This window comes from Neisseria sp. 27098_8_139 (assembly GCF_041433195.1).
Taxonomy (GTDB): domain Bacteria; phylum Pseudomonadota; class Gammaproteobacteria; order Burkholderiales; family Neisseriaceae; genus Neisseria; species Neisseria subflava.
Map to the genome: position 1 here is coordinate 119,369 of NZ_JAPWBA010000001.1, position 24,451 is coordinate 143,819.

General features: G+C 46.5%; 20 protein-coding genes and 3 tRNA genes. 7 read left to right on the forward strand and 16 right to left on the reverse strand.

What is annotated here, in order from left to right:
• Window positions 1–50: 50 nt before the first annotated feature.
• The 4 genes from O3660_RS00610 to O3660_RS00625 form a co-directional block, all read right to left on the reverse strand.
• Window positions 51–1,250, reverse strand: a complete 1,200-nt coding sequence (locus O3660_RS00610; RefSeq protein WP_049352348.1) for a hypothetical protein — start codon at window positions 1,248–1,250, stop codon at window positions 51–53.
• A gap of 96 nt (window positions 1,251–1,346) precedes the next feature.
• Complete coding sequence (recD, locus tag O3660_RS00615) at window positions 1,347–3,110, reverse strand: exodeoxyribonuclease V subunit alpha (RefSeq protein ID WP_049352351.1); 1,764 nt, start codon at window positions 3,108–3,110, stop codon at window positions 1,347–1,349.
• Window positions 3,111–3,242: 132 nt separating this feature from the next.
• Window positions 3,243–3,926 carry a lipoprotein-releasing ABC transporter ATP-binding protein LolD gene (gene lolD, locus O3660_RS00620; protein ID WP_003683651.1) on the reverse strand — a complete coding sequence of 228 codons (684 nt, stop codon included), beginning with the start codon at window positions 3,924–3,926 and terminating at the stop codon, window positions 3,243–3,245.
• On the reverse strand, window positions 3,919–5,169 hold the full coding sequence (locus O3660_RS00625) for a lipoprotein-releasing ABC transporter permease subunit (RefSeq protein ID WP_049352353.1): 1,251 nt from the start codon (window positions 5,167–5,169) through the stop codon (window positions 3,919–3,921). Before O3660_RS00625 ends, lolD begins: the two co-directional genes overlap by 8 nt.
• A gap of 214 nt (window positions 5,170–5,383) precedes the next feature.
• Here O3660_RS00625 and O3660_RS00630 point away from each other — a divergent pair, with 214 nt between their 5' ends.
• Complete coding sequence (locus tag O3660_RS00630; protein ID WP_003683377.1) at window positions 5,384–5,671, forward strand: hypothetical protein; 288 nt, start codon at window positions 5,384–5,386, stop codon at window positions 5,669–5,671.
• Window positions 5,672–5,733: 62 nt separating this feature from the next.
• Here the strand turns inward: O3660_RS00630 and recR are convergent, their stop codons facing one another.
• The 4 genes from recR to rnr form a co-directional block, all read right to left on the reverse strand.
• A complete protein-coding gene (gene recR, locus O3660_RS00635) occupies window positions 5,734–6,339 on the reverse strand; it encodes a recombination mediator RecR (protein WP_049352356.1) in 606 nt (201 codons plus the stop codon).
• Window positions 6,340–6,421: 82 nt separating this feature from the next.
• Window positions 6,422–8,275, reverse strand: a complete 1,854-nt coding sequence (locus O3660_RS00640; RefSeq protein WP_049352357.1) for a SurA N-terminal domain-containing protein — start codon at window positions 8,273–8,275, stop codon at window positions 6,422–6,424.
• A gap of 145 nt (window positions 8,276–8,420) precedes the next feature.
• A complete protein-coding gene (locus O3660_RS00645) occupies window positions 8,421–8,768 on the reverse strand; it encodes an ArsC family reductase (protein ID WP_049352361.1) in 348 nt (115 codons plus the stop codon).
• A gap of 81 nt (window positions 8,769–8,849) precedes the next feature.
• Window positions 8,850–11,330, reverse strand: a complete 2,481-nt coding sequence (gene rnr / locus O3660_RS00650) for a ribonuclease R (protein ID WP_152333343.1) — start codon at window positions 11,328–11,330, stop codon at window positions 8,850–8,852.
• Window positions 11,331–11,424: 94 nt separating this feature from the next.
• Between rnr and O3660_RS00655 the strand changes: the two genes are divergently transcribed.
• The 3 genes from O3660_RS00655 (at window position 11,425) to O3660_RS00665 (ending at window position 11,791) form a co-directional block, all read left to right on the forward strand.
• Window positions 11,425–11,511: transfer RNA gene (locus tag O3660_RS00655), tRNA-Leu, on the forward strand.
• A gap of 38 nt (window positions 11,512–11,549) precedes the next feature.
• Window positions 11,550–11,636: transfer RNA gene (locus O3660_RS00660), tRNA-Leu, on the forward strand.
• 64 nt (window positions 11,637–11,700) lie between these two features.
• Window positions 11,701–11,791: transfer RNA gene (locus tag O3660_RS00665), tRNA-Ser, on the forward strand.
• A 179-nt stretch (window positions 11,792–11,970) separates the two neighbouring features.
• Here O3660_RS00665 and O3660_RS00670 read toward each other — a convergent pair.
• From O3660_RS00670 to dnaQ, 5 genes are all read right to left on the reverse strand, one after another.
• Window positions 11,971–12,708 carry a thermonuclease family protein gene (locus O3660_RS00670; RefSeq protein ID WP_049352366.1) on the reverse strand — a complete coding sequence of 246 codons (738 nt, stop codon included), beginning with the start codon at window positions 12,706–12,708 and terminating at the stop codon, window positions 11,971–11,973.
• 73 nt (window positions 12,709–12,781) lie between these two features.
• Window positions 12,782–13,453 (reverse strand): ribose-5-phosphate isomerase RpiA, encoded by a 672-nt coding sequence (gene rpiA / locus O3660_RS00675; RefSeq protein WP_049352368.1) that lies wholly within the window; start codon window positions 13,451–13,453, stop codon window positions 12,782–12,784.
• Between the two features lie 43 nt (window positions 13,454–13,496).
• On the reverse strand, window positions 13,497–13,976 hold the full coding sequence (gene ispF / locus O3660_RS00680) for a 2-C-methyl-D-erythritol 2,4-cyclodiphosphate synthase (RefSeq protein ID WP_049352371.1): 480 nt from the start codon (window positions 13,974–13,976) through the stop codon (window positions 13,497–13,499).
• Window positions 13,977–14,008: 32 nt separating this feature from the next.
• On the reverse strand, window positions 14,009–14,695 hold the full coding sequence (ispD, locus tag O3660_RS00685) for a 2-C-methyl-D-erythritol 4-phosphate cytidylyltransferase (RefSeq protein WP_049352373.1): 687 nt from the start codon (window positions 14,693–14,695) through the stop codon (window positions 14,009–14,011).
• Window positions 14,692–15,429, reverse strand: a complete 738-nt coding sequence (gene dnaQ / locus O3660_RS00690; protein WP_049352375.1) for a DNA polymerase III subunit epsilon — start codon at window positions 15,427–15,429, stop codon at window positions 14,692–14,694. The genes ispD and dnaQ overlap by 4 nt, the downstream gene beginning before the upstream one ends.
• 340 nt (window positions 15,430–15,769) lie before the next feature.
• Between dnaQ and O3660_RS00695 the strand changes: the two genes are divergently transcribed.
• The 3 genes from O3660_RS00695 (at window position 15,770) to O3660_RS00705 (ending at window position 19,223) form a co-directional block, all read left to right on the forward strand.
• Entirely contained in the window at window positions 15,770–16,246 is a 477-nt protein-coding gene (locus O3660_RS00695) for a hypothetical protein (protein WP_003683363.1), read from the forward strand.
• A gap of 147 nt (window positions 16,247–16,393) precedes the next feature.
• A complete protein-coding gene (locus O3660_RS00700; protein ID WP_049352378.1) occupies window positions 16,394–17,077 on the forward strand; it encodes a 16S rRNA pseudouridine(516) synthase in 684 nt (227 codons plus the stop codon).
• A 781-nt stretch (window positions 17,078–17,858) separates the two neighbouring features.
• Complete coding sequence (locus O3660_RS00705; protein WP_049352380.1) at window positions 17,859–19,223, forward strand: sodium-dependent transporter; 1,365 nt, start codon at window positions 17,859–17,861, stop codon at window positions 19,221–19,223.
• A gap of 60 nt (window positions 19,224–19,283) precedes the next feature.
• On the opposite strand, the gene dld is transcribed toward O3660_RS00705, so the two are convergent.
• The 3 genes from dld to O3660_RS00720 all read right to left on the reverse strand — a co-directional run bounded on the left by dld (window position 19,284) and on the right by O3660_RS00720 (window position 24,362).
• On the reverse strand, window positions 19,284–20,975 hold the full coding sequence (gene dld / locus O3660_RS00710) for a D-lactate dehydrogenase (RefSeq protein ID WP_049352383.1): 1,692 nt from the start codon (window positions 20,973–20,975) through the stop codon (window positions 19,284–19,286).
• A 165-nt stretch (window positions 20,976–21,140) separates the two neighbouring features.
• Entirely contained in the window at window positions 21,141–23,261 is a 2,121-nt protein-coding gene (pnp, locus tag O3660_RS00715) for a polyribonucleotide nucleotidyltransferase (protein ID WP_308111255.1), read from the reverse strand.
• A gap of 237 nt (window positions 23,262–23,498) precedes the next feature.
• Window positions 23,499–24,362 carry a phosphoribosylaminoimidazolesuccinocarboxamide synthase gene (locus tag O3660_RS00720; protein WP_003683512.1) on the reverse strand — a complete coding sequence of 288 codons (864 nt, stop codon included), beginning with the start codon at window positions 24,360–24,362 and terminating at the stop codon, window positions 23,499–23,501.
• Window positions 24,363–24,451: the final 89 nt, after the last annotated feature.

Below are 24,451 nucleotides of genomic sequence, written 5' to 3' on the forward strand. Positions count from 1 at the left end.
GAAAACCAAAAACAGGCAGGACATCCTGCCTGTTTTTTTCTTTGTGATGATTAAAATTTATATTCTAACTGACCACGAATAACGTTTACGTCCTGCTTATCTGTGCCGACGGTAGGCGTAACCTGTTTGCCGGCCAAATAGAAACCTTTGAATTTCCAGTTTTTCCAAGGAATATAGGTCGCACCGATTTGCACGCCTTGGACGTTTTTGCTGTAATCCTCAACAGAAGAGACACCGGACAATGAACCGACACGGCGGTAGTTCAAGAATACGTCATAAGAATTACGGACGCTCCAGTCGGCCAATTTATAGCGTACTTCAGTGAACACGCCATCATTTTTAATTTTTTGTCCGGCATCATTATAGGCTTTGATATTGGACTTGCTGACTGCGGCCATCCAATGCCAATCATCATTAAACTTGATGTCCGTACCGATTTCTCCGAAGACCGCATTTTTCTTCGCACCGCGTACATCGATGTCTTTCATGTAACTGACGGTTGCGCCGACGTTGATATTCTCATTCACAGGCAACATACTTTGAACCGCGGCAAAATGTCTGCGGCGGCCGCCAATGCCCCATGTGTTGTCGTTCAGGTTGCCAGTGCGGCGGCCCGCATAGATTTTGGTAGGCAGGGTTTTATTGTCGAAGAAGATTTCGCCGCCGGTTACTTCGGTATCCCAGACGCGGCCGTAGGAAGAGAACGCACCAAATTTACCGACACGCGCTTTAATATTGTTGTACAAAGTGCCTTCGGCATACAGTTTATTGACCGGCACATCATGATCGCCGTTGAATTTACCGGTTTCCAAATCGATATTCGGCTCAATTTGCGCCACCAATTTCCAATCTTTATACAGTTTTGCGCGTAACCAAAACTCCGCATTGAAGTTGGCATTGGTATCTTCAGGCGTCGGATTGATGCTGCTGTTGTTGGCATTGATGTCTTTGGCATCCGCACGTACGCGCAAGCCACCATTTACAGTCAACAAATCATTGAAAATGCTGATTCTATCGTCATCTTTGCGAATGATACTGCCGGAATTGACGTAATCGTTGGTGGTGGCCAAAGCCGCCGCATCACGTCCGCCATCAGCATTCTCTGCCAAAGAATAAGATGATGAAGCCAATAAAATACAGGTTGCAATCAGTTTGGTTTGAAATTTCATGCCGACTCTCCAAAAGAAGGTATTGAAAGTGAAGTATTCGATAAAGCGTACAAAATTATGAATTTCGTATAAATTATTCATTTTATTTACTAATTATTTTTATCGTATGTAAATTAGTGTAATCAATCAAGCAGATTTAAACGCTTTATCCTCTTTCAGACGGCCTCTTGATTCAGGTCAAACGGAAGCCTGCTCATCAGGCTGTTCAAACTGCCATTTCAAGGCATCGGCCAATGCTGTCCTGCGTTTTTGATGGCATTCCACAGCTTTACATAATTCCTCCGCATTTCCCCAAAATACAAAACGTTCACGCGCACGGGTAATGGCCGTGTAAAGCAAAGCTTTATCCAAACCTCGGGCCTCTTCTTCACTCTCCGTCGTTGCAGGTACTGACGGCGGCAACAGCCATACTTCCCGATATTCCGAACCTTGGCTCTTATGCACCGTCATGGCAAAAGCCGATTCAAAATCGGGCAAACGGCTGATAGCAATTTTTTTGAATCCATCTTTCTCAGGAAAATATGCAGACAAGCCATTCAACGATTCTTTATCCGGCATAATCAGCCCGATGTCGCCGTTAAACACTTCCAACATATAATCATTGTGCGTAATCATGATGATTTGTCCGGCAAACCAAGGCGTTTCGCCCGAAACCTTGCCTTGCCGTTGCAAGTATTCTTGATAAGCCTGATTCAAATCATCAGCATCCTGCCGCCAAGCCGCCAATACCACCACATCGGCCGCATAACCATAGGCGAGTGCAACATTATTCTCCGCTACGGCCTGCCAATAATCCTGTTGCTTTTGATACAGCAAGGCAACCTGCTCTTTCAGACGGCCTGATTTCATTCCCAATTCTTTGGGGAACTTGTCAAACTGTTCAACCGCAGTTTGCTTTTCCCCGGACACCACCGCCCTTGCCAAACAGCCGATACCGCTGTCTGCACCAAAACGGTGGCTGAATGTCAATTTGGCATTGTTTTGCGATAAAGCTTGTGGCTGCCCTTTAATCTCAAAATCATGATCGGGCAGGTACACTTCCAACTTTTCAGCGGTTTCTTTATCCAAAGCCGTCGGACGTGATAATGCCGCCAATACGGCTCCCAAGCCAACCGACGGCAACTGGTTTTCATCTCCAAGCAACACCAAACGACAGCCGCTCGGTACGGCACGCAACAAATCCAACACTAGCGGCAAATCCAACATCGAAGCCTCATCCACCACCAAAACATCCAAAGCAAGCGGATATTCACGATTGAACGCAGGGCGCATTTGCGGCGGCCGCAGTTTCAACAATCGATGGACGGTCTGCCCTTCCAAATTTTCCAAATGCGCTTTAATGCTCGGAGACAAATCAAAACCGTCTAAAGCACGCTGCAAAGCCCGTGCCATATGCGCAGCCGCTTTGCCCGTCGGCGCCGCCAAAGCGATACGTGGCAGCTTCGTACTGTTATTGCAAATCAGACCCAAAAGCTTTGCTACGGTCGTCGTCTTACCCGTACCCGGCCCGCCGGTAATCAGCATAAAGTTTTGCAGCAAAGCCAAAGCCGCAGCATCCCGTTGCTCTTTACTGTCTTTAGTATCAAACCAGTCGCTCAGGCTTTTTGAAGCCGCCATGAAATTCACTTCTTCCGCTTCGGCTCTGGCCAGCCGTTTGATTTCAACAGCCAAATCATGCTCCAACTGCCACATTCGCCCCAAAAACAATTTCCGGCCTTGCAGGATAAGCGGTTTATCCGCATTACCGACCAAATTCGGCAAGTTGCTTAAGGCATCGATATCCTCTTTATCCAAATAAATGAACGAATGCCCGTTTTGCAAGGCTGCAAACAGTCGAACCACATAAGGTTCAATAACGGATGCCCCCTGTACTTCGTGGCGGCGGAAAAACGCTATAGCCGCATCTGCGGCAGAGGAAAGGATAGAGTTGGTCGGATTCATGGCTTAGGATTGATTGATACGAAAAAAGAAAGGCCGTCTGAAAAACAGTATTTCCATATAATGAAAACCTGTTTTTCAGACGGCCTCTATTATACCGTTCAAAGCATAAAATATTTGCCTGAAATAATAACCTTATTGCAGCACTTGCAGGCTGCCGTCTTTCATGGTCATTACCCGGTCGAAACGCTCAGCCAGCTCGTCATCATGGGTCACTACAATCAGGCTGGTGTTCAATTCGCGTTTCAAATCCAGCATCATGTCCAGCACATTTTGCGCATTTTTACGGTCAAGGTTCCCCGTCGGTTCATCCGCCAACAGGCATTTCGGCTCATTAACCAAAGCACGGGCAATCGCCGCACGCTGACGCTCGCCGCCGGAAAGTTCGCTTGGACGGTGCAGCATACGCTTGTCCAAGCCAACCTTTTTTAGCATCTTAACAGCCTTTTCCTCGGCCATCGCCTTGGGCATTTTGCCGATTAAAAGCGGCATCATGACATTTTCCAAAGCAGAAAACTCAGGCAATAGATGGTGGAACTGATACACAAAGCCCAAATAACGGTTGCGCAATTCGCCCAACTGTTTTTGACTCAAACCGCCCAAATCCTGATCCATCAGTATTACCTTGCCTTCAGACGGCATATCCAAGCCACCGAGAAGGTGCAGCAATGTGGATTTACCGCTGCCTGACGAACCGATGATACTCACGCTTTCCGCTTCGGCAACTTCAAAATCTAAATGATTCAACACTTGTACATTCAATGCGCCGTCATTATAGCTTTTGCCAACGCCGGTACATTTCAAAATTGTCTTACTCATAACGCAAAGCCTCCGCAGGTTGGGTTTTTGCAGCACGCCAGCTCGGATACAGTGTGGCGATAAATGCCAAGCCAAGCGAAATGCAGGCAATAACGGCGACATCCTTCAAGTTCACATCGCTAGGCAGGTAATCGATGAAATAAACTTGAGAGTTAATCAAATGCACGCCAAACAGATCTTCAAAAAACGCGACAATCTTGCCGACATTCCAACCCAGCAATACACCGCATACCACGCCCACAAGCGTACCGAAGAACCCCGCAAATGCGCCCTGCACCAAGAAAATCTTCATGACGCCGCCCGGAGACAAACCCAAAGTGCGTAAAATCGCAATATCGGCTTGTTTTTCCGTTACCGCCATTACTAAGGAAGAGACGAGGTTAAACGCAGCAACCGCGATAATCAGTGTCAAGATAATGAACATCATGCGTTTTTCCAACTCTACGGCTTCAAAATAGCTGCGGTTGTTAAACGTCCAGTCGCGCACCCATACCTCATCTTTTTTAGCATCAGGAATCAACTTGGCAATGAAAGAGGGTGCATTCTGAGGATCAGCCAGTCTCAAACGCAGCCCACCGACATTTTCACCCAGTCGATACAAGACTTGCGCATCCTCGATATGCGTCATAGCCAATGTGTTATCGACTTCATAAACACCGGTTTTTACCACACCGACTACATTAAACTGCTTCAAGCGCGGCACTACGCCGGCAGGGGTAACGTTACCTTCTGGCGTAATCACTGTAACCTTGCCGCCAATCTCCGTGCCCAATGCCTCAGCAAGCCCTTGACCCAAAATAATATCAAATTCGCCCGGTTTCAAATCATCAAAACTGCCGGCCGGCATATCCTTACCGTAATCCACGACATTTTTTTCTTCAGACGGCAAAATACCACGTATCTGCACACCGCGCACTTCACCGGCGTTGGCAAGCAAAGCCTGATCGGAAACATAAGGCGCGCTGGCCAATACTTCCTTTTTGCCTTTTACAAATTCGCGCAAATTCTGCCAACCCGGCGCGCTACCGACATCGTAATAGCCAATTTCCGCATGAGGTGCAACGTTCAACAATTGACCGCGTATCTCTTTCTGAAATCCGTTCATCACGGATAAAACCACAATCAGAGCCGTTACACCCAAGGCGATACCGGCGATTGAAATCATGGTAATAAATGACATAAAGCCGTTACGTTTTTTCGCACGCAGATAGCGCAGGCCTATCCAAGTTTCTAAAGAAGCCATTCAAAAATGCCTCATTCGTTTGTCAAAAAAGGCTTATTGTACCGTAAAACCGACAGGTCGTCCGATTGCCCGACTGATGTAGCATTCAGGGATAAAGTGTATGTAAAACCATGTATCTTCCCGTAAATTCCGCCGAAAAACTTGCACAATCGGCCAATCACCCTTATTCTGAAGCTGTGACACACTTTGTCACCATCAAAAAGGAAATACACTAATGAACAGCAAAAAATTCTTGGCCCTCGTATCCGTAGCTGTAGGTTTGTCATTCAGCTTCAACGCATATGCCGCCAAAGAAATCAAAATCAGTTCAAACAATACCGCTTACTCCGACGCCGATGTTCAAAAACTGGCAGCCACTGCTGTCGGCATGGGCGTAAAAGAACCTGTCAGCCTCAACAGCGGAAACGGTGTTGTTACCGTATCCGGCAGCAGCGCAACCAAATGTGCATTCAAAGTCGGCAACGGCGATACGCCTCAAATTCAAGGCGTCAGCTGCAAATAATCTGATTTAATCAATAAAAAGGCCGTCTGAAAGACTTTCAGACGGCCTTTTTATATTGCCATTTAAGATTGAATATTTCTTCTATCGTAAACAGCCTGAGCCAAAGTACCGGCATCCACATATTCCATCTCGCCGCCTAAAGGGATTCCCCTTGCCAATCGGCTGACTTTATAAGGAAGATTTTTAAACAATTCCGCCAATACATACGCTGTCGCATCGCCTTCGGCTGTGAAGTTGGTTGCAATGATAATTTCCTCAATATCACTCGCCTGCAAACGGGCAACCAGCTTATCTAACGCTACTGCCGAAATATCCATGCCCTGCGCCGGACTGACTTGCCCCATCAACACAAAATACAGACCATCATGACAATTAGCCGCCTCCATACTGGAGACATCTGCCGGCATATGAACAATCATCAAACGGCTTTTCTCGCGTTTTTCGTCCGCGCAAATTTCACACAATTCTCCTTCGCAAAATGTATTACACATCCGACAATGCTGCACCTGTTTCAAGGCAAATTGCAAAGCATCCACCAATTCCTGCGCTTCTTCGCGTTTATACTGTAAAAGCTGGTAAGCCATGCGTTGTGCGGATTTCGGGCCGACATTGGGCAGGATTTTTAATGCATTAATCAAGCGGACAAAGGCATCAGGATTTTTACTCATGATTTCAGACGGCCTTTTAAAAGATAGCTAAAAATAAGAAAACAGCCGGAATTCATCCGGCTGCCCTACTCAAATACTCTGCTTATTCGGCAGCATTATTAACTTGCTGTGCACCTTGCGTACGATCGATTTTCTTACCCAAATACTGGAGTAAATTATCAAACACATTGGCAGAAAGCTGCTGAACCAAAGCCTGTTTGGCAGCCGGAATCTGTGAATCGGCATTTTCAGGAGCAGAAACGCTCTGAACTTCCATAATCACCGGTGCAGGCATACCTTCCAATAATGCGTACGCAGGTTTACCGCCGACAGGACGCGCTTTCAACAAAGCCGCATAAGCTTCTGGAGACATGGTTCTGCGTGCATCTTGCGCGCTCAATTGCGAAACAGGCGACCATTGAACGTCGGCAGCTTTACCGGCTTTCAACGCAGCCAAAGTTTCTTGGGCTTTCTTCTCTGCCAGTTTGGCAGCTTCAGAGCGCAGATATGCTGCACGGACAGTGTCTTTGACTTCTGCAAATGGTGCAATTTTCTCTTCGCGCACTTCTTTCGCACGAATAACCCAAACGGTTTCGTTGTTGATAGCAATGACTTCAGAATTGTGTTTTTTCTTCAGCACATCGTCGCTAAACGCAGCATTAATCAACGTTTCAGGCAAACCGGCTTCTTTCGCACCCGCTTTGGTTACCCATTCATCCAGGTTTTCCACTTTCAAGCCTGAATTGGCGGCTGCTTTTGCCAAAGAAGATGGATCATTGAAGGCATCTTCACCCAATTTTTCTTTAGCGGCATTAAAGGCAGAAGCTGCTTTTTTCAGTTTCAAGTCTGCTTCGATACGCGCTTTGGCTTGTTCCAAAGTCGGCTCAGCTTCGACATTCAAAACTTTGATGATGTGATAACCCAAAGACGATTTAACGGTATCGCTGACTTCGCCTTTGCCCAATGCAAATGCCGCTTTATCGAATTCAGGTCCAAAGCCGCTGCCGCCGCTTTTGCTCAGGTAGCCCAAATTGCCGCCTTTGTTGCTGCTGGACAAATCTTTGGAGTACCTGGCCGCCAGCTCGGCAAAAGCATCTGGGTGTGCTTTAAGTTCTGCGGCCATTTTGTCTACTTCAGCTTTAATTTCCGCATTGCTTGCTTCATCTCCGTTAGGCATAACCGGAATGAAAATATGCGCAATTTCGGCTCTTGGCGACAAATCTACGCTTTTACTGTCGTAAGCTTTTTGTACTTCTTCCGCACTGACGGTTTGCTTATCAGCCAAATCTTTGATGTTCAAAGCCACATATTCCAGCTTAACGGCTTGAGGAATCAAGTAATCTTTCTTATGCGCTTCATAATACTTTTGCAAAGCCGCATCATCTACTTTTACTTGTGCCGTAAATGCTTCAGGGCTGAATGTAAATGAACGGATGGTACGGGTGGCTTGAGTCAGGTTAATCAACTGACGCGCTTGCGCATCGCTGACCAACGCACCGTTTTGCACCAAATTCAACAGATTTTGCAACTGGAACTGTTCGCGGATATCTTCAACAAACTGATCCTCGGTCATTTTGCGCTGATCCAAATACTTCTTGAGCAAATCCTGACTGAATTTGCCGGAAGCATCATGGAAATTCGGATCATCCACGATAACTTGCTTGATTTGTTCCTGAGACACGGCAATGCCCATCAGCTTGGCACCCTGCTTCAGGTAAGCTCTTTGCAATAAAGATTGGAATATCGCATCACGCGAAGGCGCATTATTGCCGGCAGCCTGCTCATTTTGTATCGCAATCTGTAAAGCATGCTCGCTGACCTTCTCATCCCCGACTTTAACAATGTAATCAGAACCCGGCGAAGACAAATTATTGGCACCGAATCCGATAAAGGTCAGACCGATGATACCTAAAACAATCTGGGCGGGTGTTTTATATTTTTCAACAATATGGAACATATTTATCCGAAAGAAAAGTTTGGCGCGGCAGCCGGAAAATGCTGCCGCAAAAATCTTAAAATCCTGAAAACAGGCTCAAAGCGCGTATTGTAACGTATTTTTTCGAGGCTTGCTTTTTCAGACGGCCTAAAAACCTAAAAATGCCTTATCCGAAAATTTCCTGATACGCTTCTACTGAAAATCCGACATGAACCTGTCCTTCTTTGACCAATACAGGCCGCTTGATGATGCTGGGATTTTCCACCATCAAGGCAATCGCCCCTTCTTTTGTGGCGGCAGATTCTTGCGCATCTTTATCCAACTTGCGCCAAGTCGTACCTCTTTTATTGAGCAAAATTTCCAAAGCTGCCTGCTCCAGCCAGCCATCAATCAATTCGGCAGTCGGGGCGTTTTTCTTAAAATCTACAAACTCAAACTTGATGCCGTTTCCCGCCAACCAACTGCGCGCTTTTTTAACCGTATCGCAATTGGGAATACCGTATAGTTTTATCATCTTATTTATCCTTGGTTTTATTCATAAAATCACAAATTCAGGCCGTCTGAAACTTTTCAGACGGCCTGAATTGAATGCCGCCTATTTCTTAGCAGCTTTCTTCACTTTAATCTTCACGCTTTTGTGTTGAGCATTACTTTTACCCCCGGCTTTGACGGAAGCTGTTTTCGCCTGCGCTTTTTTCTTGCTCGCGGCTTTAGGTTTACTTGGCTTAGCAGGCTTGGAGGCAGGTTTACTTTTCACCTTGCTCTTCTTTGCCTTCACGGGAGCGGCCAACGCTTCATCAATTTCTTTAGCCGAAAGTTTACGCTTACGCTTTTCGACAGGCTTATCAGCAACTATTGGCCTACTTACAGGTTTTGCTTTTCTACCGCCGCGTTTCTTACCGACTGAACCGCCGCTGATTAAGGTCAAATCAATCTTGCTGGTATCCAAATCGGCTCGCGCAACTTTTACGGTGACTGTATCGCCCATATTGAAACGGACACCGCTGCGTTCGCCCTCAATCGCCATAATTTCAGGACGGAAGTTGAAATAATCTTCTCCCAAATCGCTGATATGAACCAAGCCGTCGATATGAATATCGTCCAAGGTTACAAAAATACCGAAACTGGTCATGCCCGAAATCTTACCACTGAAGACTTCGCCGACTTTGTCGCGCATATAATAAGTTTTCAGCCAGTTTTCCACATCGCGGCTGGCATCATCGGCTCGGCGCTCGCAGAAAGAGGTATGAACGCCCAAAGCCTGCCAGGTTTTATTGGGCTGGTAAGTTTGTCCGTTCAACACAGCCTTAATGGCACGATGTACCGTTAAATCCGGATAACGGCGGATAGGCGAAGTAAAGTGTGCATATGCGCTATAAGCCAGACCAAAGTGACCGTCGCAATGCGGCTCATAAACCGCCTGTTGCATAGAACGCAACATCATTACTTGCAACAGCTCCGCGTCCGGACGGTTTTTAAATTGCTCGGCAAGCGCAGCATAGTCTTTCGGCGTCGGATTATCGCCGCCACCCAAACTCAGCCCCAGCAAACCAAGCTGCTCGCGTAAAGTGGCCAGTTTTTCGGGAGTCGGACCCAAGTGATTGCGGAACAAAGCCGTATGTTTGTTCTTCAGCAAAAATTCTGCCGCGCAAACATTCGCCGCCAACATACATTCTTCAATCAGCTTGTGCGCATCGTTGCGGACAACAGGAACAATCTTATCGATTTTACCGTTGTCGTCGAAAATCATCTGAGTCTCAACGCTCTCAAACTCAACCGCGCCACGCTCGAAACGTTTTTTCTGCAAGATTTTAAATAACTGATACAGAGTATCGATTTGTTGCTTAAACGGATGATCCTGGCCGTCTGAAATCCAATCCCAAACTTGATTGTAGGTTAGTCGCGCATGTGAACGCATTACTGCCGGATAGAAACGGTATTCCTTGATATTGCCGGCATAGGTAATCACCATATCGCACACCATACACAGGCGTTCAACATCAGGATTGAGCGAGCAGATACCGTTGGACAACTTCTCCGGCAACATTGGAATCACTCGACGTGGGAAATACACGCTGGTACTGCGTTCCTGAGCATCTACATCAATTCCGTCATCAGGACGGACATAATGGCTGACATCGGCAATCGCCACCACCAAACGGTAATTGCGGCCGACTTTTTCAGCAAAAACCGCATCGTCAAAGTCCCGTGCAGTTTCGCCGTCAATGGTTACCAGAGGCAAATCGCGTAAGTCCACGCGCCCTTTCAAGTCGGTTTTACGCACATGATCAGGAATTTTCTTCGCAGCTTTGACACATGCTTCGCTGAATTGATGAGGCAAATGGTGCTTGCGTACAGCGATTTCGATTTCCATACCGCTGTCGGCATAATCACCCAATACTTCAATCAGCTTAGCCACAGCAGGACGATGTGCTTCAGGATACGTCTCGATTTCAGCCACAATCACTTGGCCAGATTGCGGTTTAAAGTGCGCCACGCTTTCAGGCTCTAACACTATACTTTGGCTCAAACGCTTGTCTTCCGCTTCCAAAATGGCCACGCCGCGATCCATATAAAAACGGCCGACCACTTTAGACTGCGCACGCTCCACCACATCCAAAACCGTACCTTCACGACGGCCTCTGCGGTCGATACCGGCAGGACGAACAGTAACAATATCCCCGTGCATCACGCCGCGCATCTGACGCTCATACAAAACGAAATCGCCCTCGCCTGTCGGCGTTAGCGGCACGGCAAAACCAAAGCCGTCTTTGTGCGCCTCGACACGGCATTTAACCAATGCCAATTTTTCTGCCGCACACACCGCGCCACGTCGGTTGATCAATACCTGGCCATCGCGCGCCATCGCTTTCAGACGGCGCTCGAAGAATTCATATTCATCTTCTTCAATCGACAATTCATGTGCCAAAGCTTCGATTTTTGTCGGCACACCTTTTTGTTCCAATAATTCAATGACCCATTCACGGCTGGGCAACGGATGAGCGTAACGTTGTTTCTCCCGCTCCAAGTACGGGTCTTTTTCTCGTAAATTTAAAGATTTAGTATTTTTGTTCATTTTGATAGTTGACATTCTTTTTTTAAAATATATAATAGCTGCTTCTTCGCAGTTCAGGTAGTCAACTCTACCTTAAATTGAAGAATAAAGCAAAGCCCAGGTGGCGGAATTGGTAGACGCGCTAGCTTCAGGTGCTAGTGTCCTCACGGGCGTGGAAGTTCGAGTCTTCTCCTGGGCACCAAATAATTTGGTGCTTCTTTGCTTAAGAAAATTTAAATTGCCCAGGTGGCGGAATTGGTAGACGCGCTAGCTTCAGGTGCTAGTATCCTCACGGGTGTGGAAGTTCGAGTCTTCTCCTGGGCACCACTGATAAATCAATCAGTCAATTTTTCACATTATTCTGAAATAACAACTCAGGATAATAGTCCACAGAGAGGTGGATGAGTGGTTTAAGTCGCACGCCTGGAAAGCGTGTATACGTGAATAGCGTATCGAGGGTTCGAATCCCTTCCTCTCTGCCAGATACTAAAGACACCAACTAACGGTGTCTTTTTTCATATCTGCCCTTCTTAAAAATATTACATTACACTTTTATTTCTTTTACCCTCTAATCAGAAACCTACCACTCATTCTTATCTTATACTAAACCTTGATGATTAAAGGCCGTCTGAAAGTTTTCAGACGGCCTCTTTCTTAAAACTTACCAAATCCCAAACCATTGTTTATCAGACTGCTTTTTATTGCCGTTCTGCTGCTCATGGTTTTGATGGCGAAATTGCCAAGGCGCTTGCGGATTATCTTTTTTCCATAAGCCTTTACGTTTTTCCTTGGCTTGTTTTTGTGCGGCCGAATAGTCAGTGTAGGCGGTTTTACTTTGTTGTTTTTTGGCATAACTTTCATAATGCCATGCGGTGCCATCCCGTATCTGCATCAAATTCAAGTCAATCGTGCCGACTGATACTTGAGCAACTTCGCGCTGGTAACGATCGGCTTCAAACACGCGGACTTTGGCTTTTTTATTCAATGCTGCATCAATCAGATTGTCTCGTGATTGCGTACCATAAGCCTGATTGATTTCCGGCGCATCGATATAGGCCATACGGATTTTGTGTTTCCTGCCGTCGCTATCGATAATGTGCATGGTATCGCCATCATGGATTTTGATGATTTTTCCGTTGTATGTGTAGGATTGTCGCGATGACTTTTGTTTTTGTTCCGGTTTGGGTTTATCTTCGGCTTTGCTGTCAGATGTCGCTTTGACGACATTTTCCCCCAGCCATTCATTGACCTTTTCCAAACCGATATTGTCGCCTTGTGCCAATGTTGCGGCAACGCTTACCCCTGTACGAATCAACTCGGTATCGCGTGAGCTGTAACCAAGCGCGCCCAAAACAGATAAAACAACGGGCAACCATTTTATAATTTTACTGATTTGCATATTTTGCCAAATTGAAGGCCGTCTGAAAGACCTGATGCACTTTCAGACGGCCTTTAAGATTGATTAATCTCCATTAATCCTGACAAGGCAGGATGACTTTTGCACCTTCTGCCGTACCCAAAACCAATACATCGGCGGCATCACGGGCAAAAATACCGTTTTCGAGTACGCCGGTGATTTTATTGATTTCGTCTTCCATTTTCAGGGCTTGGTCGATATTGAGGCCGTGAACATCAACGATTTGATTGCCATAGAAAGTAGTATAGCCAACACGCAACTCAGGCTGTCCACCCATGGTAAGCAGTTTGCGCGACACCAGCGAACGGGCATTTTCAACCACTTCTACCGGCAATGGAAATTTGCCCAAACGGGAAACATATTTACTTTCATCGGCGATACAGACAAATTTATCGGATGCGCTGGCCACGATTTTTTCATTCAAATGCGCACCGCCGCCGCCTTTAATCATTTGCAGCGCGTGGTTGACTTCGTCAGCGCCATCAACATAAACCGCCAAACCCATCACTTCATTCAGTGAAACTTCTGGAATCTCGTATTTCGCCAAAAGCTCGCTGGATTTTTTAGAAGTAGACACGGCACCCTTGATTTTCTTACCGCTTTTACCCAAAGCTTCGATAAAGAAGTTGATGGTAGAGCCGGTACCGATACCGATGTATTCGTTTTCAGGAACAAATTCCACCGCTTTTTCGGCGGCAATACGTTTGAGTTCGTCTTGAGTTGCCATGTTGTCAGTCTTTCAGTTTGAATAATAAAGTAATTTTAAGCTCTTAGGCCTTAATCAGCAATACTGCCGCTTGCGCTTCAATGGCTTCCATACGTCCCAGATAGCCAAGTTTTTCGTTGGTTTTACCCTTGATGTTCACGCAGCTTTCAGGCAAACCCAAATCTGCGGCAATATTGGCGCGCATTGCCGGAATGTGTGGCGCAAGTTTTGGCTTTTGCGCAATCACGGTCGTATCGACATTAACCACCTTCCAACCCAACTCCTGCACGCTTTGATAAGCCTTGCGCAACAGCACACGGCTGTCTGCATCTTTGAATTCGGCTGCGGTATCAGGAAAATGACTGCCGATATCGCCCAAACCGGCTGCCCCCAACAGGGCATCGGTAATCGCATGCAAAAGCACATCGGCATCTGAATGACCCAGCAAGCCTTTTTCAAACGGAATGTTGACGCCGCCAAGTATCAAATCTCGGCCTTCGACCAACTGATGGACATCATAGCCCTGTCCGACACGGATATTCATGTTTGTTTCCTTAAATAATGGGTTTTGATTGTTCAGACGGCCTTGAGCAACAATCTGACAATGTATTCATCTTGCGGCAGCGTCAATTTCAAATTGCGCGTATCGCCCTGCACCAAGCGCGGCCGGATACCCAGTTTTTCAACAGCTGATGCTTCATCCGTAATCTCACTTAAATCATCAACCGATAAAGCACGGTGTAACAAGGCCGTCTGAAAAAGCTGCGGCGTTTGCGCCTGCCATAATCCTGCGCGCGCAACGGTTTCATCAATATGATGACTGCCGTCTGAGCGCTTGAGCGTATCGGCCAGCGGTACGGCCAAAATACCGCCTTCATCATTCTCACCCGCCTCATCAAGCAAACGTGTTAACGCTTCAGCAGGCAGGCAACAGCGTGCGGCATCATGAACCAAAATATTGTCTTGCGCCTCAGCCAAACTTTGCTCCAATAAAACGGACACACCATTGCGTACCGTTTCCGCACGACTTGCGCCGCCTATTCGAAAGACGCGTACTTTCTCAGACAAGACCGTCTGAAAAACTGAATCTTCCGGTGAAAGAATAACGGCAATTAAATCTATACGGGAGTGTTGCTCAAAGATTTCTATGGTATGTTGCAATACGGCTTTACCATTGATTTCAACATATTGTTTGGGTTTTCCTGCACCAAATCGCGCACCGACACCGGCAGCAGGAATCAAAGCAATATTGCGGCGCCTCATGCTGACGCTCCGGCATTGGCCTCATCAGGCATTTCGGCCTTTCGCCATACACACGCTTCGCCTAAATCGTCCAAATATTTTTCATGTGCGGCCAGCTCGTCTGCATTGGCTTTGATAACTTTCAACTGCGATGTACGTTTGGTTTCGGCAATAACGGTTTGTTTGACTTCGCCCTCTTCTTCCGCCTCGCCGCCCATCAGGTCGAACTGCTGACGCGTCATGGCAAGATAGACTTCACCCAAAAGCTCGCAGTCGATTAACGCGCCGTGCAAGACACGTTTGCTGCGGTCAACGGAAAAGCGGTTACACAACGCATCCAAGCTTGCCTTTTGCCCCGGAAACATTTCACGCGCCATGGCCAGCGTGTCTGTAACTTTGCAACCGAGTTCCTCAATAGAAGGCAAACCCATGCGGCGGAATTCCATATTCAGGAAGCCGACGTCAAACTTGGCATTATGGATAATCAGCTCTGCGCCACGGATAAAGTCGGCAATCTGTTTACCCACTTGAGCAAACGGCGGCGCATTCTTCGCTTCCAATACTTCAATCGTCAAACCATGCACCTTCGCCGCTTCCTCCGGCATATCGCGCTCAGGGTGGACATATAAATGAAGGGTGGAGTCGGTCATTTGGCGGTTTATCATTTCCAAGCCGGCAAATTCGACCAGACGGTCGCCGTTTTCAGGATAAAGACCCGTGGTTTCCGTATCGAGGATAATCTGACGTTGGCTCATGGTTGGTAGTTTCTGCAATTATCAAAACGTCCTGAATCATACTGAAGGCCGTCTGAAATGTATAGTCAGCAAAACTTTAGCTGCTTTTGAAATACCCTTTTTAGCTGGATTTTTTCAGACGGCCTTTATTCTTTTCTCATTTAATGGCCATCTATTACAACATTTTTGAGTAGAAAACCCAATTTCTAGAAAATTTTTTAAATTTAATTTCTTTAATAATTAATACCTTACTTACAGATTAAATAATAGGAACAATTATCATTTGCAAATTTAAAAAATCGCCGTATAATACAACCCATCGAGACAAAACAACCGTACAACAGAATGAAAGGAGAAGAAAATGCCCGAAAGTATTTTTAAGCAAGTCTCCCTTGACATTCTGAGACTGCACCAACAAGCCATCCGCTCTTTAATCGCTACCAAGTGTTGCGACGAATGTGAAGTACATGACGCAGTATTCATTACTTTAGATGGCCGATATTATGTTTGGCTCCCTTGCATGGGTAAATCGCCCCAATCAGAAACCGGCATCCTGCTGATTGAAGATGAAGATGGCAATACACGCTTGAGCTGGGTTGCCGGTACACGCGAAGTCAAACAAAAAGACAGTCTGTACAACCGCGTTGTTTCCGCCCTGCAAAGAAAAATGCAGCGCACGAAAAACAAGTTTATCCAGTCGGCAAACGCCCGATTGCTTGAGCTGACGCCGCAGCAAGGCCGTCTGACGACAAATAGCAAAGATTTCTCGCTTTCACCACATGACTTGATGAAAGCACTTTATCCGGCAACACATCAAATAGGAGAATTTGCCCTGTAACAGTTTTTGGTAGTGGTTTGTGTTCCTTTTGCGCCCCTTAAAATTTTAAAGGGGCGATTTTTTTTGCCCCTACTTTTCAGACGGCCTAAACACCGGTTTTCCAGTACAATAAAGGCCGTCTGAACATTTCTTACTTTTCAACCAACCATGCAACTGCTCAAATACATCCAATCACAAGGCCTCGGCAGCCGCAAGCAATGCCAATGGCTGATAGACAACGACTGCATTACCATCAACGGCGAAATCCATAATCGTGCCAAAGACAATATCGATCCGTCTCAAGTGCACACCCTGTCTGTTGACGGCGAAGAAATTGCCGCCGTCCCCATGCCCCATTTCTACATTCTGCTTCATAAGCCTGCGGATTACGAGACTTCGCATAAACCTCAGCAATATCCAAGCATCTTCAGCCTGTTTCCCGAGCACATGCGCAATATCGATATGCAGGCAGTCGGTCGCTTGGATGCAGACACAACCGGCATTATTCTGATTACCAACGACGGGCAATTTAACCACCGCGTTACCTCGCCCAAACACAAAGTTCCGAAGCTCTACCGCGTCACTTTGAAACATCCTGCCGACGATACCCTTTGCACCACACTCAAAAACGGCGTCCTTCTGCATGACGATAATGAAACCGTTGCCGCAGCCGAAGCAGTATTGGCCGACCCAATCACATTGATGATGACTATTACCGAGGGTAAATACCATCAGGTCAAACGCATGGTTGCGGCCGCAGGCAACCGTGTCGAGCAGCTCCACCGTGAGGAATTCGGCGACTGGAATGTCGATGATTTAGCCGCCGGAGAATGGAAATTTATCCAAATCTAAAAAAATTCCAAATTTTTTCGATAAATTTTTAAACAATATGGATTTTTTATTTATTTAAAATCAAAAATCTAAACCTTATTATTTTTATTTAACAGAATTTAACACTGTGAAGACTGAACTATTGTATAATTCGCCTGTCTGAGTAACGCTTGCTTCGAAAGAAGTGAGTAAGTGAGTAAGACGTTTTCCCCGTAATGTGTTTGGCCATCTATACTTTCCCCTTAGTATAGATGGTTTTTTTTTATCTAAAATTTGGCAACCAAGCGGGCGTACTTTCAGACGGCCCATCTCATCTAAAGAAGCCATCATTGCTAAACCCCGTCTCCACTCATTAACTTGCCATTACTCCTTTTCTCTTTCTCGTCTCTTCCGCATCAATCTGTGCCGTTCCCATTTCAGACAAATCGTTTTATAGAAAGAAAAACTATCAGCGACTATCCAAGCTAAGGTTACAGGATGTTATTAGACAGCCTTAGATAAATACCATCTTTGTTGCCGACATACTTGAAAGCACACCTTGGTGCTATCCAATATCCTCACAACAACCTTTTCCCATATCCTACTTTTCAGACGGCCTTTATCGTTACGGCTCTTTCAATCATTCATATCGCTTCAGCCAAATTCTCTGTTTGCAGGTTTTAATACCAATCAAACCAGATAAATCCACTAAAAATTCTTTACTACATGGTTTTTTTAACTAATTTTCTTTTTAGACTTTAGTCAAGATTCGTTAAATCTTTGCGGTAAAATGTTGTCTTTGTTTTTATACATCTGAGTATTTATGTCTTCCAATCAACCCCGTCAAACCTGGTCCAACCGTTTGACTTACATCCTTACCGTTGCCGGCGCGACTGTCGGCTTTGGCGCAACATGGCGTTTCCCGTATTTGGTCGGTGAAAACGGCGGCGGCGCGTATGTGTTTCTGTTCTGTATCGCCATGCTGGTCATCGGTATTCCGATGATTTTGGTGGAAAACGTCATCGGCCGCCGTAAAGGCGTGAACGCGCTGGATGCGTTTGGCGGCACAATGAATGGCAAACCCGTTGCCAAAGTTTGGAAATTGGTCGGTTGGATGGGCCTGCTCGGCGCATTCGGCATCATGGCCTATTACATGGTGCTCGGCGGCTGGGTGATCAGCTACATCATCAATATCATCGGCGGTAATTTGGACATTTCCAGTCCGGTTTCCGGCGAAGTCACCAAAAGCTTCTTTACCGAACACATCGAAAACAGCCCTTGGGAAATTGCTTTCTACACCTTCCTTTTTGTGGTTGTAAACCAATGGATCTTGGTCAAAGGCGTAATCGGTGGTATTGAAAAAGCGGCAAAATACCTGATGCCTTTGCTGTTTTTATTCCTGATTGCCATGGTCGTGCGCAACGTTACCCTGCCGGGCGCAATGGAAGGTATTACCTTCTATCTGAAACCTGACTTCAGCAAAATTACCGCTGAACTGTTCGTCTTCGTTTTAGGACAAGTATTCTTCGCCTTGAGCTTGGGTTTCGGCGTGATGATTACGTTATCCAGCTATCTGGATAAAAATGAAGATCTGGTTCAGACGGCCGTGATTACCGCGATTACCAACACTTTGATTGCCGTGTTGGCGGGCTTCATGATTTTCCCTTCCCTCTTCAGCTTCGGCGTTGCCCCTAACTCCGGCCCGACTCTGGTGTTCCAAAGCCTGCCGATCGTGTTTTCCAATATGTGGGCAGGCCCTGTGTTTGCAGTAATTTTCTTCTCCCTGCTTCTGATTGCCGCGCTGACCACTTCTCTGACTATTTATGAAGTGTTGATTACGACCATTCAGGAGAAAACCAAAATCCGCCGCGCAGCCGCGATTACCATCGTACTGGCAGGTATTTTTATCTTCGGCAATATTCCTTCCATCTTGAGCTACGGTCCATGGAAAGACATTTCCGTGTTTGGTAAAAACATTTTTGATGCCTTTGACTATATCAGCGGCAACATCCTGTTTATGCTGACCGCGCTCGGCTCTGCCTTGTTTGTCGGCTTCGTGATGAAAGATGAAGCGAAGGACGAATTGCTCTACAAAGGCAACCAGACCACTGTCAATATCTGGTTTGCCTATGTGAAATACCTCGTACCGTTGGTGATTCTGCTGATTTTTGTCAGCAACTTGTTCTGATAAGCAAGCATATAAAAAGGCCGTCTGAAAAGTTCAGACGGCCTTTATTTTGACTATGCTTTATTCTGCCCAGTTTTTCTTCTTACTGGTTTTACCGATACCGGGGTTGAAGCTGTTGGTCGGGTCAAGTTTTTTATAGAACTGTTTCAGCTCGGGCTTGGCTTCATACAGATGACCGACATTATGCTCGGCAGGATATTGCGCACCGCGTTGGTCAAGCAGATGGAGCATTTCATGTTCCAAAGCCATACAGTCGTTGCCTTTTTTAATGATGTAGTCCTGATGGAACACATGACACATAAAATGTCCGTAATACAATTTATGGATGATTTTATTGTCAATTTCAGGCGGCAGTGTTTCAAACCAATCACGATCATCACGGCGCAAGGCGATATCGAGTGCAACCAAATCCTCTACTTCATCATCATGTACAGAACGGTAACGGATCGCGGCAGAAGCCACAGCAAAGCGATGCAGCATGGCCGCCTGCGTTTCTTCGGCATTACATTCGAAGAATGCGCCGCCATGGGTTGCAAAATATTCTTTCAAGAAAGCACGCGCTTCTTCTACGCCCTCGCCACCCATTTTTAAAATCAGGTGATGTTCATATTTATCCCGATAGTTGCGCATAGACTTCGGCAAGTGATCGGGCAAAATTTTACTGATCAGTTGCATGAATTTATCAGAGAAGTGTTTTGGTAAGAAACTTATCTTTTTGCTGAATCTATCCACACGGGCTTTCAGATCAAACAGTTTCGGAAGTTGGTGGGTACCGAACGTCTTAATGATATAAAAAGTATCTTTACCATAAACGGCAGCAATATCAAAAGCATGACGATGGATATACTCACCGGAAATAGGCAGGTTTTTAAACTCACTCAAAGCAGCACGACGAATATCGGTCAGCTCATTAATATCATTGGTGCCGATATAGAAAACGGCAGTCTGTTTTTCTTGTGGGAACGTATCCAAGCGTACGGCAAACACCATCAGCTTGCCCGCGCAACCTGATGCTTCGTAGTGACGCGCAGGGTCGGCATTAAAACGGGCGGCAGTCGGTTCATTCACTTGGCGGACATGATCGCAATAAGCATGGTCATGCCCTTTGCCTGCATTTTGAACAATGTCTTTTTTCTGATAATGGAAACCTTGCAGATTGGTCAGAATTTCTTCAGGGGTTTCGCCCAAATCAATGCCCAAATGGTTGACCAGCTCCAGTTTGCCCTCTTCGTTGATTTGTGCAAACAGAGCCATTTCCGTATAAGCCGGGCCACGCTGTACCAAAGCGCCGCCGGAGTTATTACATACGCCACCCAATACAGATGCGCCGATACAGGACGAGCCGATCACGGAGTGTGGCTCACGGCCTAAAGGTTTCAGCAGCAGCTCCAATTGATTCAGGGTAGAACCGGGTAGGCAGACAACCTGTTCGTTATTGTTAATCGGCTGAATGATGTTCAGACGCATGGTATTCACAATCACGATATCGCGGTCGTAATCATTACCGTCAGGAGTCGATCCGCCGGTCAGGCCAGTATTGGCGGCCTGCGTAATCACGATAACACCAGCCTCAACACACGCCTGCAAGATTTGCCACATTTCCAACACCGTACCCGGACGGACAACCGCCAACGCCTTGCCTTCGCCAAAACGATAGCCTTGACGGTATTGTTCAGTTTTTGCCGGGTCTGTGATGATGTATTTTTCACCGACGGTTTGCGTCAGCCGGCTGATTAATTGCGTAGCATTCATTGCATACTCCTTGAGAGATAAATATATTTATTAAATTGCAATCATTGTAGTAATCCCTTTTATCAAAGTAAAGGCGAAACCTGTTTTTTATACTCATCTTTTAAATAAACAAAAGGCCGTCTGAAATTTTCAGACGGCCTTTTGTTTCAAGCTTGAATAATCAGATTATTCGGCTGCTTTCTCTTCGCGTGCAGGTGCTTCCAGCAAAGCTTTGATAGACAGGCGCACGCGGCCGCGATCGTCTACTTCCAATGCTTTTACATTTACGACCTGACCTACTTGCAGGTAGTCGCTGACATTGCGTACGCGCTCGTGAGCGATTTGGCTGATGTGTACCAAACCGTCTTTACCCGGCATCACGCTGACAATCGCGCCAACGTTGTTGTCGAGGATTTTAACCACAGTACCTTCGTACACTTTGCCCACTTCCACTTCGGCAGTGATTTCTTCGATGCGTTTTTTCGCCGCATCGCCTGCTTCTTGAGTAGTCGCAGCGATAGTAATGGTACCGTCTTCAGCGATATTGATTTCAGTACCGGTTTCAGCGGTAATCGAACGAATGGTTTCACCACCTTTACCAATCACATCACGGATTTTGTCTTGGTTGATTTTCATGGTGAACAAGCGTGGTGCGTGTGCAGACAGCTCTTGCGGGCCTGCAACGGCGGCTTTCATCTGATCCAAGATGTGCAAACGTGCTTCTTTGGCTTGAGCCAAAGCGATTTGCATGATTTCTTTGGTAATGCCTTGGATTTTGATGTCCATTTGCAGCGCTGTTACGCCTTCGGTCGTACCGGCAACTTTGAAGTCCATGTCGCCCAAGTGGTCCTCATCACCCAAGATGTCGGTCAATACGGCAAATTTGTTGTTGTCCAAAATCAGACCCATCGCAATACCGGCAACGTGTGCTTTCAAAGGCACACCGGCAGACAGCAGGCTCAAGCAGCCGCCGCAGACGGAAGCCATAGAAGACGAACCGTTGGACTCGGTAATTTCGGAAACGACACGCATGGTGTAGCTGAATTCTTCAGGAGACGGCAATACGGCAACCAGTGCGCGTTTTGCCAAGCGGCCATGTCCGATTTCACGACGTTTCGGTGCGCCGACGCGACCGACTTCGCCGGTAGAATATGGCGGGAAGTTGTAATGCAGCATGAAGCGGTCGGTGTATTCACCGGAAAGCGCGTCAATAATTTGCTCGTCGCGAGAAGTACCCAAAGTCGCTACGGCAAGGGCTTGGGTTTCGCCACGGGTAAACAATGCAGAACCGTGAGTGCGCGGCAATACTCCGGTTTGAATGTTCAGCGGACGAACGGTACGGGTGTCGCGACCATCAATACGCGGTTGTCCGTCCAAAATTTGGCTGCGGACAACGTCGGCTTCCAAATGTTTGAAAATACCTTTGATTTCATTGGCAGCCAGAGTATCGGTTTCTTCGGTAATCAGCGCATCTTTCACTGCATTCCAAGCTTCGTCCAATTTGGCAGAACGCGCTTGTTTTTGACGGATTTTGAACGCTTCTTTAATGGTTTCGCCCGCAATTTCGCGTACTTTTGCAACCAATTCTTCATTGGTTTCAGGCGCTTTCCAATCCCATACTTCAGGGTTTACTTCATCGGCGAACTCGTTGATGGCGTTAATGGCCACTTGCATTTGATCGTGACCGTAAACAACCGCACCCAGCATCACTTCTTCAGACAAGATGTCGGCTTCGGATTCCACCATCAACACGGCTTTAGAAGTACCGGCAACAACCAAGTCTAATTGTGATTTAGCCAATTCGGCTTTAGTCGGGTTCAAAACGTACACGCCGTTTACATAACCCACGCGTGCCGCACCAATCGGACCGGCAAACGGTACGCCGCTCAACACCAGCGCGGCAGACGCGCCCAACATTGCAGGAATGTCAGAATCAATTTCAGGGTCAACAGACACGACCATCGCTACGATTTGGATGTCGTGGTAGAAACCTTCAGGGAACAGAGGACGAATCGGACGGTCGATCAGGCGGCTGGTCAGGATTTCTTTTTCGCTTTGTTTGCCTTCACGTTTGAAGAAACCGCCGGGGATTTTACCTGCTGCGTAAGTACGCTCGAGGTAATCGACAGTCAGAGGGAAGAAGTCTTGGCCTTCTTTCACTTCTTTGTTGGTAGTAACGGCAACCAAAACAACGGTGTCGCCCATGGATACTTTAACGGCAGCAGCGGCTTGGCGAGCGATCTCGCCGGTTTCCAAAGTAACGGTTTGATTACCGTATTGGAAGGTCTTAACGTGTTTATTGAACATTATTGTTCCTTTCAAAATACCGCACTGCTAAAACACTAATAATGCACACTAAAATCCGAATGTGCATAGTTAGGGTTTCAGACCGTGCGGCAGGTTATAAACAAGCTTTCAGACGGCCTTTTAGGGCACTGAAAACAACTCTCGATTATAAAGGCAACCATCCTTAAAATCCAGTATTGATACAATAAAAAGGCCGTCTGAAACATATCTCTTTCAGACGGCCTTCAAACTTAAAAATTAATCCTGAGTCAGCAAAGTCAATGCTTCCTGATATTTTTCGACTGTTTTCTGAATTACATCGGCAGGCACTTTAGGCGCAGGCGCTTTTTTGTTCCAACCGCTTTGCTCCAGCCAGTCGCGGACAAATTGTTTGTCAAAAGACGGAGGATTGGTGCCGACTTTATATTGGTCGGCAGGCCAAAAACGGCTGGAGTCAGGCGTCAACACTTCGTCCATCAAAGTCAGCGTACCTTCTTCATCCAAACCAAATTCAAACTTGGTATCGCAAATAATAATACCGCGAGATTTGGCATATTCGGCCGCTTCTGTATAAAGCTGAATCGCTTTGGCGCGTACTTCCGCCGCCAATTCTTTTCCGATAATGCGTTCGCATTCTTCAAAGCTAATGTTTTCATCATGATCGCCAACCTCAGCTTTGGTCGATGGCGTAAAAATCACTTCAGGCAGTTGTTGCGCTTCCTGCATACCTTCAGGCAGTTGAATACCGCAGACAGAGCCTGTCTTTTGATAATCTTTCCAACCGCTGCCTGCCAGATAACCGCGCACAATAGCCTCCACTTTCACCGGAGTGAGTTTTTTAGCCACGACAGCGCGTTTTTCTAAAACTTTGGCTTCGTTTTCAGGCAAAACATCGTAAACGGTATGGCCGGTAAAGTGGTTAGGCATAATATGAGCCAGTTTTTTAAACCAAAAATTGGAAATCTGCGTCAGAATCTCCCCTTTACCCGGAATCGGGTCATCCAAAATCACATCGAATGCAGACAGTCGGTCGGAAGCAACCATCAACATACGTTTATCGTCAATTTCGTACAAATCGCGTACTTTGCCGGAGTAGATTTTTTTCAAGCTGATTTCAGACATTTCGGGTATCTCTTAGATAGACAGAAGAATGCGACATTTTAGCCCAATTTGGAATTTTTCGTCAGATTGTTTACGAAATAAAGGCCGTC